Here is a 10,971-nt window from a genome sequence, read left to right as displayed (position 1 = left end):
GCCTAGTTCCTCGCTGGTGTCAGGGTGCTCATCGAGGCGAGCGTTACCTCCAGCTCACCGACTGCAGACGAAAGCAACCCCACTGCCGAGGTCAGTTTTGTATGGAACTCGGCATTCGCTTTTTCCAGCGTACGCTTAACCTCAGTTGCAAAAGCGCCGTGCGCTTCAGCGAGAACCTGGCTTACACCAGCGAGATACTCGTCCGCCTGCTTTTGCGCCGCTCCAAGGTGGCTTGTGGATGTCTCAATGCGATTGAGAATGTCACCGGTCAACGCAGCTTCCCTTCTCGCAGCATCGACGGTGGCGCGCAATTCCGTAACAAGCTGGCCGATGCTGTCGCGATGAGCGCGGTAGTCGCTCAGCAGTTCCTGGATTGCTCCCGCACCGCTCGTCAAATTCCCGGCTGTCGCAGCGAGTTTGGTTGAGACGTCGGCGGTTTGCCCCATGACACCGGCGACGCGCTCACCTGCCGCGGCGAAGTTCCGCGACGCCGTGCCCAACGCTTCCGCGCCAGCATTCATGCGGTCGACTGACGAAGTTGTCGACTGCGTCAAAGCATTCACGCTTTGCGCCATCTGCGTGGTTGCGACGCCCAGCTCCTTGACAACAGCATCCATCGATTCCGACATCGCGGTCACTACGCCGCTCGCGCGCTCAGACATTGCATGCTCGCGTGCGCGGTTGTTCTCAAATACTTCTTTCTGCGCGCCACTCAGCGTGGTTAGCATTTCGCCGACGTGAGTGCTGAGCGTCTCCAACGTCGCCTGCAATTTCTGGTTTGTCTCTGACTGAGACGTTGCAACCAACTGGCGCAGCTGCTCAACGAACGCAGCCGATTGCGTGTTCATTGCCTCCTGTCGCGACTCCATCTTTTCAATGGCCTCCGCCATGCGCTGCGCCATCGCATCCGTCGAACGCTGACTCGAAGCCTCGATGTTCGCGACCAGGGTGTGCAGCGTGCTCACAGCCTGCTGAATGCTCTGGGCCGTTTGTTGATTAAGCTCGGTGAGGCCTGAAATTTGGCCACCGAACAAGTCATTCAACCGTTGGCTGAAGCTCGTCATTACGTCCTGCAACATCCGCCCAGCACTTGCGCTCTGGTCACCGCTGGCGGTTTTAACGGTCGCTGCGATTTCATCGAGTGGGCCTTTGAGGCCCTGTTGGATGCTCTCGGCAATAACCTGTCCGAGAGCGACGTTGTTCTGGCGCCCCGCCTCTGCGGCGAGTGCATGTTGTTCTTTGCTCGCTTCGATTTGCGCGCTAGTCAACTCGCGCAGCAGCTCACCCATCTCCTTGACGAGAGCGTCCTTCAAAATTTTGGATTGGCTTGCCGACTCCTCTGATGCTTTTACTAGACGTGCCAGGTATTCTTCTCCGGCACCCGCCTCAAAGGAAGCATCAATCGCATGTGCAATTTCTTCCGTACGTCGGTACAGCGAGGCAAGGAGAAATTTTTCGAAGAGCGTGGTTAGCATTGCCGCGGCGATTGCTGATGCAGACACAAGAAACGCCTCACCCACCGAATGCATAAGTGATTCAAGACTACCGCGAACAGTTGCAGCGTTCTCGCTTACCTGAAACGCGTGAAGGCCTTCTATGAGTCCGCTGAACGTCCCGATGATGCCAATACCAGTGAAAATGCCGGGGACGTGCTTAAAAAACTCGGTGCGCAAGCGGCTGTCGACAACAACCTGACTGTTGAAGTACACCTCGGCCGGCGCGGTGGCCCGTACGGCGCGCACGACCATTTGTCCGTCCCGCTCTTCCCGCTGAACGTGCAATGATTCGGCATACTCGTTCCAGAGATGGGCGAGCCGACGGTCGCTCGCGAATACCGCTTCAAACTGCGAAGAGAAGTCTCCGCTTTCGAAGCTTCCGATGCGACGCTGAATAGCGCGCAGCCGAAGCAGGTGACGTATCGCTGGGCCGAAGAAAAACACAACGACAATAACGACAAGGATGGCCAAAAACGCGCCCGTGATAAGTGCAGGCATCGGCACGCCAGCAAGTAATGACTGGATGTTCAACTTCGGTCTCCCCGGCAAAGGGTTTGTTTTCTTATGGCAGCCTAGGCGTGCCCCAAACGCACAGCTGACAACCAACTGACGGGTACCTCGTCAAGCACCGACTGGCCGTCGTGTCCATGCGGCTAATATTACGGCATATTCCCCGTGAGGATTAATGGGGAAGGACTCGAACCTGAAGGTTCGAGCGCGTTAATGACGGGATTACTACGATACGACCTTCGGCGCCAGTTCGACCCGCACAGGTACCGACGTCGCTCAGTCGGTCGTGGTCAGCGCGTGCGCGACAACAATTGGGTAGTGTCAAAGAGTTCTGGCAGGCCAAGTGCTCTGCTCGAAGGCAATCGACTTACGCAAACAACGACAAAACATGAATCATGGCCTCCCCGCCGATGATGCCGCACCGGCTCACTGGCTTGAGCACCTGTCCGAAGGCCTGGCAGGCCTCACTGCCGATGCCCGCCGCATCGCCTATTCGCTCTTACATTCACCTTGGAAATGTTCGCATGATGACGTGCTCAAGCATGTGCCGTCGCCATTGGGCGATTCAATCGTTTTCTTGCAACAGAGCGTCTCGCGACATGTCTTTCGGCAGCGGTCCCGTCCGAGTCTAGGCACCGCCGTTCTTGATGTAGGGATTGGTGCATTCACACAAGGACCGAACGGCTCGCGTGAGGCAATGGGACTCAATACAGTCATCGCGGTCGACGCATACCTTGGGCTAGCCAAGGAAGACCTGGCAAAGGAGAACATTCGATGGAGTGAATTATCCGGACCGGCTCGAGCCTCGCTCCTAGCGCTCTATGCCAAATGCGAGGTTGCTGTGCACTTGATGACCGGTATGTTCGAGACCGCCAGGGACGCCGGCCGCACTATGCATTACGTCATCCCTACTCGGTTGCATGCCGCACGCAAGATGCGTTGGTTCTCGTTGTACTGGGCGCAACAGAGCAACATCGCGGACGCTCACAATGCTCGACTGGTGGCGCGCGGCCTTCACCAATCTGACGGACCGGCAAGAGGGACTGAGCTTTTTCAGGCTTGGGTCGATTACATCCTTGATAAGTTTGTGTGTTTGCACCGGCGCTACATCCAAAAGCTCCTGCAGACAACGAACGGGGCTGCGGTTTCGAAACTGTGGGCACGCGCTGAGCTTCTGTGCTTTATCGGGCTGCATTCTCTTGCGACTCGTCAGAGCGTTGATGACTTCTCGCAGGTAGTCTTGGAAGAACGGCCACTTGCCTCAATCTCTCGCGAGCGCTTGCGGCAAGCTGGGTTCGACAATGCGGAAATCGATTCGCTATTGATTGATTCTGTCGCGCAACCTCCCGGTGACCAGTTTATTACTCAATCGGACGACCCAGGGCACTTGCACGTCCACAATCTCAATCTGAAATTCGCGATGCAACGTTATGTGCGGTCGCAATTCAGAGAAATCGGCTCCCCCATTGGACACTGGTTCGAACGCGACTACATTCTCCAATATATCCAGGACCGGCTAGATAGCTCGCGCTTCAAAGCCTGGCCTGAATTCAATGACATGGATGCCAAATACGACGCAGACATCATCATTTATGACAAAGCGACGCATCTTTTTTACTTCTGCCAAATCAAACATCGGACGCAGGTACTTCAACCATACTTGCGCGACGAACTCAACGAGTTCGACCGCGGTGAAAACATCAATCACGGAATCGAGCAACTCAGCCGCCTCCGTGAGCTGATAGATACAGAGCAGGTCCGCAAACGTCTGGTGAGTAAGCTCGGAAAGAAGTTGGTCGGCGTGGCGCCCCTGAGCGAGAGAAGTCGCTTTCTTCTTGTTCACACCGTTGAAAATTTCGACATGTGCACACGACGCGGAATTGCCATGTATGAGTGGAATACATTTCGAAATCTCCTCCAGGGCCAGATGCTGTTCGCGCGGCAGGATGTCGACGGTGCTATGCAATACGAAACGGACGAGCTGGACTTCTCTAATCTCGTAGTGGTTCAACAACACCTGATGGGGGTTACGGCGCGCTTGTCCAAGGATATGGCTCCGGACCATCCAACACCAGCGGACATATATGCAGTTCTGCAGCGCGCGGAACTCTCGCTTCAATATCGGAAGGCACTTTGGTTAAACGAAAAATCGATAGGCAGATTGAGAGCGAAAATGCTACGAGCTCCACTATTATAAATTAACTCGACCAATTGTTCGTTCGAGGTTGGCCGTGGCTATAACAGGATTCGATTACAGGGCCGTGCTGAGTTGCTGCTGGTCGAGAGAAATGGTTGCAATGATGGATTCGAACTCCACCATCAAGTCCGGATGGTGCTGGGCAACGTATTGCCGAGCAGACTCGTTTTCGAGGAGCTTGGCCAGATATCCCTTTGCGAGCACCAAATTCAACACGTCCTGGCCGTATGTCTGTTCCACGAGCTTGTACTGCGCCTGCAGATTACTCATCTCCCGCTCCATTCTGGCCATCTGCTCCGGGCTAACGCCGCTGAGTTTACGTGGCTTCTTTTCACCCACAAGACGCGCCGCAGGCGTTGCCACCAACAACGCCTCTGCGTAGGCGACTGACACATTGTTCGCAGCCACCATCAGTTCAACACATTCGACCTGCCGCGTCGGTTTCATTTTGCGAAGCGCGCGGACAAGCTCTGGTGAGAATTGCCGGTCTCCCAGGAGCTCAGCCGCTTCCGGACAAATGCCGTCGAGCAATGACATCTTCTTCACTATCTGCGACACATTGACGGAAAGAGCCTTCGCCAATCGTTCGGGTGATACGCCGCGGTCAATCACTCGCCGAATCGTGTGATGCTCCTGCACTGTGGAGAGGCGGTTAACACGATTGTTATAGGTGTAGCTCTCGTCGTCGGTCGCGACAAGACAAGCAACCTGCTCGTGGCCCAACTCCTGGATAGCAAGCAAACGTAGATGCCCGTCTAGCAGGACGTGCTGCCCGGACGACTGGCTTACCGGCGTTACCGAGAGCGGTTCGATAAGGCCTACCTCCTCGATGGAGGCCTTTATCTGCTTGAATTTTCGCGATTCAACCACGGGTGTCGGTACTCTGCGCGAAGGCAAGATGCCGGTGACCGGCAGCGACAATGGCTCGGGGATGAACCCAAGAATTACGCCTGTCATGTGGCACTCCCGCTTGGCCAGACGCGTTCCGCAAGATACTTCGGCAGACTTGCCAGTCCCTCCGCGCGCAACAGGTTAACGAAGTTCTCGTCGGCAAACAGTTGCCGCAATGCGCCGACCACAAATAGCAACCGCTGCTGCGCGAACTCAGCTTTTCTCACCATCGACTTCTGACGCTCGACCTCGCGTTCATACGTCCGCACAAGGCTCGACGTCGTGACGGCGGCGGACTTGCTCGACATATTGTGCGCGGTACTCTTCCCGAGTGCTTTTCTGCGCTCGATGACGCGGCGAGCACTCATCAGTTGCTTGCCCCGCAATTTTCCCGACTCATAGGCCTCTTGGAGCGCTGCCTGTATTTCAGCGTCATCGTCGCCGGCACCAACAATCATGAGAGCCGCATTGAGGGGAACGAGGCCTTTCTCCACTGCAACGACAAGTCGCTCTTCTCCCTGGCGCAGTAGCGTGAGAATGCCGTGAACGTAGGTCGATGTAAGACCCGTTTTTTCGGCAATGACTTTCGGCGCATAACCCTGCTCCTGCAGTAGCCGAATGCCGGCAAGCCGCTCGATGGGCCGACATTGTCTGCGCGCGATGTTTTCCGTCAGACTCATTACGTACGCATCCTCATCGCTCACATGCACCACGAGTGCGGGAATAGTCGCTTCCCCAAGCGTGCGAAATGCCTTCAATCGCCCCTCGCCACATACAAGCAGGTATTTTTCTATACCCGCAGCCGTCACTCGCGGAGTGACCAGGATAGGTTTCTTCAGGCCGATGGTCTTGATATTGTCGACGATTTCGTTGAAGACCCGACCGTTGCGCTCTCTCGGATTAATGACTTCAATCTGAGAGACCGGAATCATCCGAATTTCTCCAGGCTGCTGTCGCGGGTTCACGCTACTCTCCTGAGACGAGCACGCTCGGCCATTCCATACAAGTAATCCAGCGTGTCAAAGCGATAGCTCTCGAACTCGATTGAATTTTGGTCGGCGAGATGAATACGCGGTTGCCCAAAATCGAGACGCGGCAAAAGGTAGTAGTCGAGCGTCGATGCGTTCGCATGGTCGAGCCGAACCGCAACAGTGATGTCCGGCAGAAGACTCGTATCGAAGCGCACCTTCCAATGATTTCGGCCATTGCCATGCGCCTGGCACCGTGCGAGCACAATACAGGCCGTGAACTCGTCGTTTACTGTCAGTAGGTCGGTTGCGGTGTCGCGTATCATCGTGCCGCCCAAATCGGCTATTTTCTTCTCCGTCTGCGCGACAATTTCTGGATGTAATTGTCGCAAGAAGCGATTGGTCTCAATGTAACGATAGTCTCGACCAGGAGTGAAACCGACAGTCTGATAGGCACGGATTAAACTGCCAAAGCGATAAACATAGACCGACGTAGAAGGCATGCCGTCTGTTTCGTCAATCACCACGCCAGACAAGAATCCGCGGGCACGGTACAGGTTGCGCAATCGCTCAATTAACTCCTCATTTGAGTAGTGACGTGCTCTCGCTCTCATGATGCCCTGAGCGGTATAGAAAGTCTCGCTCGGAACAAGTGCCTGAAATGCTCCCTCCTTTCGAATCCACATGTCGGGGGTGTTCATCACACGCATCTTTTTCAGCTTGAATGACACCCGGTTGTATACGTTATTGCCAATGTATTTTTCGTTGGTCAATACTTCCCGTACCGTCGCCCTCGTCCACTCGCGGTCAAGGTCAGTGCGCACATTCATGCCGTTAAGGCGAGCTGCAATCTCGTATTCGTCGAGCGATTCGTCGATAAACCAGTTATAGATTAAATTGACGATTCGCACCTCGCTTTCCGGTCCCGGCATCAGGACAACCCTGTCCGTCTGTAGGCTTTTATGTTCGCCTCGATGCAGCTCCGCTTTCATGAGACCGTGCTCGTCGACCAATACTCGGCGCAACCCATAGCCTGCTGGGCCTCCTTGCCGGAAACCCATTTCAATCAAACGACACTGGCCGGCAAACACCTTCGCAGACAGCTCTCGGCTGTACTCGCCGGCCATTGCGCGCTTCACCCCCTTCACAATGGTCGAGACTGGCGACCCGTCGTTCTCGAACTGCTCGGCGCAGTACGCAACCTGAATTCCTGCACGGCGGCAAATGTATTCGTAGTACGCGCTCTCGTCGGCATCCTGGAATCTGCCCCAACGACTCACGTCATAGACGAGGATGATGCAGAAATCAGCCTTTCCATTCGTCACATCGGAAATGAGATTCTGAAGTGCTTGGCGACCGTCGATTCGAAGACCGCTTTTCCCTTCATCGGCATATGTGCGCACGATGTCGAATCCGCGACGGGTTGCGTAGTCTCGAATCCGGTCGCGCTGATTCTCAGTCGAATACTGCTGGTGTTCCGTGGACATGCGGACGTACTCAGCTGCCCGTCCTGCCAGGGAGCTGGCTACGCTTGGTGCACCTGCGCTGTTGAATGACATTCTCCGCTCCACAACTCAGACACAGACACGCAGCAGGCACCATGCGCAGGGAGAAGCCCGAATGCGAACGCCGCGTCCTCAAATCGGGGCGTGGCGCTCTAAAGCGAACGGTGACAAGGCAAAGGTAGCAGGCCGGACGCCTACGCGTAACACGTCATCTCTTTGCAATCAGACCGGCGGCGCCGTCGGCCCAGACAGCACGGTTATATGAACGGTCCACGCGTCCATCTTTGCAACGTTGGCGTCGTCCGCATGGCACAGGACGTAGAAGCCCGAGCCTAGGGACTTCGGACGCCCTGACACGTCCATCTTTGCAACCGCCCTGAAATTCCGCCGTTCGTTGCGCGTCTGCTGCATGCTGCTATTGCGCTCGCGATACGCCGAATGCGAGGCTCGATATTCGCGCCAGTAGCCCGAGTGCCCCGCGCACCATCTGGCCTGCGCCCGTGCCTGGTTGTCGCGATAGTCGCTGTCGATACGAAGCCGGTGGTTCTGCCAGTCACGTCGACGAGCTCGCTGGCAAGATTCCGCTGAGCAATAGCGCTGACGGGGAACGTGCGGCAGCGGCACGAACGCGGTGCCACAGGCGAGACAGAGGCGTGGGGATTTCATGAGTGCCCTCCAGGCCAGGTTGCGACGAGCGGACGCCGGCTCCTCGACCAGCCACCAACGGCACTGGCGCGGGACGAGATAGAGAGGGGCTTATTCAGTAGCTGCTTCGTTAATCGGCCAGCGCGATTTGCTTGGCGTGTTTGTAGGCCGGTCTCCGAAACTTGGACATTTCTTGACCGCCGGCGTGCAAGGAGAGGGTTCGTCCACCAGCACAAATCGCTTAAATTGCCTTGCCGGACGCGCAGTTTTTTGCGGTACCTTGTACGAACCTGAGGGAGCGATGCTTGTGGGATAAGACCCGTCCCGTCACAAGCTCAGGCACAAGTCCGAGGTGGCCTGGACGGTTCTTCTCGATTTATGCGTCCACTTTCTCTGATTATGGGTCCACCTTCTGCTCAGAATCCTTATTCCATAAGGCGCGATTTCTCGCGATATGAGTCGTTCTACATCACCTAGCAATCGAGTGTCACGATTGGCGAAAACAAGTAGTGACACCAAAGTTGCATTTGTGAACGTCTTCGGAGGTCGTTTGGCATGTATCACTCGTCTTTCCAAGCGTGAGCCTTATAGACGTGTGGGCATAGCCAACACGCCGGAATAGAGGTCAGGAGTTCGCTCCTCCCCTGCTCCACCCAGAACATCCAAGCAGGTCCGTCGACATCAAGAAACCCCGCGTAGCGTATCTTCGGTTCAATTTTGATTCCCGAAGGGTCATCATCACGCCCGTCTACAACGCGCTGAACTGGCGAGAGCAGCCCTATGGGGCAGCTGCCCAAGAAGAGGAAGAGGAAGAGGAGCTGGAACACGCAGCGCTGGCCCCTTTGCGCCGCTCTGTTGTCTGGTGATGGCTCGGCGTGAAGCACTTCGGCACGCGCCGTGATGCAAATGGTCCGCAGCGGCGCTGCAAGTAACTTCAACAACCGTCACAACAGACGAAAAGTTGCGCTCCGCTCTCTCGCATTCGACGGCATTGCAAGCATCAGTGCATACAGCACGACAAGCATCCATGCCGAGTGCTCCGCACGCATTTCCGCCGCTGAAATGCAAAAACCCCCGCCTTTCGGGCGGGGGTTTCTGGCTTAGGGAGCCTGACGATTACCTACTTTCACACGGGAATCCGCACTATCATCGGCGTAGAGTCGTTTCACGGTCCTGTTCGGGATGGGAAGGGGTGGGACCGACTCGCTATGGTCATCAGGCAAAGAGGGTTGTCCTGCTGGCGTGGCCAACAGAACCAATCTTGGAAGAAGCAGTAATTTTGAGTTGTGTGTATCACACACGAGAATCCAACTTGTCGCTTGGATCCTGCGGCCGGTGCTGTCGCACGGCGCCGATCTACAAGGCAGACTTGTTATAGGATCAAGCCTTACGGGCAATTAGTATCAGTTAGCTGAACGCATTACTGCGCTTACACACCTGACCTATCAACGTCCTGGTCTCGAACGACCCTTCAAGGGGATCTAGTCCCCAGGGATATCTCATCTTAAGGCGAGTTTCCCGCTTAGATGCTTTCAGCGGTTATCTCTTCCGAACATAGCTACCCGGCGATGCCACTGGCGTGACAACCGGTACACCAGAGGTTCGTCCACTCCGGTCCTCTCGTACTAGGAGCAGCCCCCTTCAAATATCCAACGCCCACGGCAGATAGGGACCAAACTGTCTCACGACGTTTTAAACCCAGCTCACGTACCTCTTTAAATGGCGAACAGCCATACCCTTGGGACCGGCTACAGCCCCAGGATGAGATGAGCCGACATCGAGGTGCCAAACACCGCCGTCGATATGAACTCTTGGGCGGTATCAGCCTGTTATCCCCAGAGTACCTTTTATCCGTTGAGCGATGGCCCTTCCATACAGAACCACCGGATCACTATGACCTGCTTTCGCACCTGCTCGACTTGTCGGTCTCGCAGTTAAGCACGCTTATGCCATTGCACTATCAGCACGATTTCCGACCGTACCTAGCGTACCTTCGTACTCCTCCGTTACGCTTTGGGAGGAGACCGCCCCAGTCAAACTGCCTACCATGCACTGTCCCCGACCCGGATCACGGGCCAAGGTTAGAACCTCAAACAAACCAGGGTGGTATTTCAAGGACGGCTCCACCGAAACTAGCGTTCCGGTTTCATAGCCTCCCACCTATCCTACACAGATCGGTTCAAAGTCCAATGCAAAGCTACAGTAAAGGTTCATGGGGTCTTTCCGTCTAGCCGCGGGTAGATTGCATCATCACAAACACTTCAACTTCGCTGAGTCTCGGGAGGAGACAGTGTGGCCATCGTTACGCCATTCGTGCAGGTCGGAACTTACCCGACAAGGAATTTCGCTACCTTAGGACCGTTATAGTTACGGCCGCCGTTTACCGGGACTTCAATCAAGAGCTTGCACCCCATCATTTAATCTTCCGGCACCGGGCAGGCGTCACACCCTATACGTCCACTTTCGTGTTTGCAGAGTGCTGTGTTTTTATTAAACAGTCGCAGCCACCAGTTTATTGCAACCCCTTCACCCTCCTGGCGCAGGCCAGTCAAGCTACAAGGGCGTACCTTATCCCGAAGTTACGGTACCAATTTGCCGAGTTCCTTCTCCCGAGTTCTCTCAAGCGCCTTAGAATACTCATCTCGCCCACCTGTGTCGGTTTGCGGTACGGTCATCGTTAGACTGAAGCTTAGAGGCTTTTCTTGGAACCACTTCCAATTGCTTCGCTTCCGAAGAAGCTCGCGCCACACCCTTGAATT

The 10,971-nt window shown here is 55.5% G+C and carries 6 protein-coding genes and 2 rRNA genes; 1 reads left to right on the top strand and 7 read right to left on the bottom strand.

The features are described from left to right. Positions 1-2: 2 nt before the first annotated feature. Complete coding sequence (zorA, locus tag DPV74_RS17195; RefSeq protein WP_119337624.1) at positions 3-2,027, bottom strand: anti-phage ZorAB system protein ZorA; 2,025 nt, start codon at positions 2,025-2,027, stop codon at positions 3-5. A 367-nt stretch (positions 2,028-2,394) separates the two neighbouring features. Here zorA and DPV74_RS17190 point away from each other — a divergent pair, with 367 nt between their 5' ends. Then, positions 2,395-4,203 carry a hypothetical protein gene (locus DPV74_RS17190; protein WP_162923063.1) on the top strand — a complete coding sequence of 603 codons (1,809 nt, stop codon included), beginning with the start codon at positions 2,395-2,397 and terminating at the stop codon, positions 4,201-4,203. Between the two features lie 54 nt (positions 4,204-4,257). On the opposite strand, the gene DPV74_RS17185 is transcribed toward DPV74_RS17190, so the two are convergent. The 6 genes from DPV74_RS17185 to DPV74_RS17160 form a co-directional block, all read right to left on the bottom strand. Then, positions 4,258-5,160: a plasmid partitioning protein RepB C-terminal domain-containing protein gene (locus DPV74_RS17185; protein WP_119337622.1), complete on the bottom strand. Its 903-nt coding sequence runs from the start codon at positions 5,158-5,160 to the stop codon at positions 4,258-4,260. Next, entirely contained in the window at positions 5,157-6,059 is a 903-nt protein-coding gene (locus DPV74_RS17180; RefSeq protein ID WP_043216691.1) for a plasmid partitioning protein RepB C-terminal domain-containing protein, read from the bottom strand. The genes DPV74_RS17185 and DPV74_RS17180 overlap by 4 nt, the downstream gene beginning before the upstream one ends. Continuing rightward, positions 6,056-7,621 (bottom strand): recombinase family protein, encoded by a 1,566-nt coding sequence (locus DPV74_RS17175; protein ID WP_119337621.1) that lies wholly within the window; start codon positions 7,619-7,621, stop codon positions 6,056-6,058. The genes DPV74_RS17180 and DPV74_RS17175 overlap by 4 nt, the downstream gene beginning before the upstream one ends. A 168-nt stretch (positions 7,622-7,789) precedes the next feature. Further along, complete coding sequence (locus tag DPV74_RS17170; RefSeq protein ID WP_119337620.1) at positions 7,790-8,233, bottom strand: hypothetical protein; 444 nt, start codon at positions 8,231-8,233, stop codon at positions 7,790-7,792. Positions 8,234-9,319: 1,086 nt separating this feature from the next. Then, a 5S ribosomal RNA gene (rrf, locus tag DPV74_RS17165) occupies positions 9,320-9,432 on the bottom strand. A gap of 156 nt (positions 9,433-9,588) precedes the next feature. Beyond that, positions 9,589-10,971: ribosomal RNA gene (locus DPV74_RS17160) — 23S ribosomal RNA — on the bottom strand; the annotation flags it as partial.

The sequence above is a fragment of the Burkholderia sp. HAN2018 genome (genome assembly GCF_024704855.1).
Taxonomy (GTDB): Bacteria; Pseudomonadota; Gammaproteobacteria; order Burkholderiales; family Burkholderiaceae; genus Burkholderia; species Burkholderia cepacia.
Note: the sequence above shows the minus strand (reverse complement) of the source record. Positions and strands in the feature narration are given on the sequence as shown.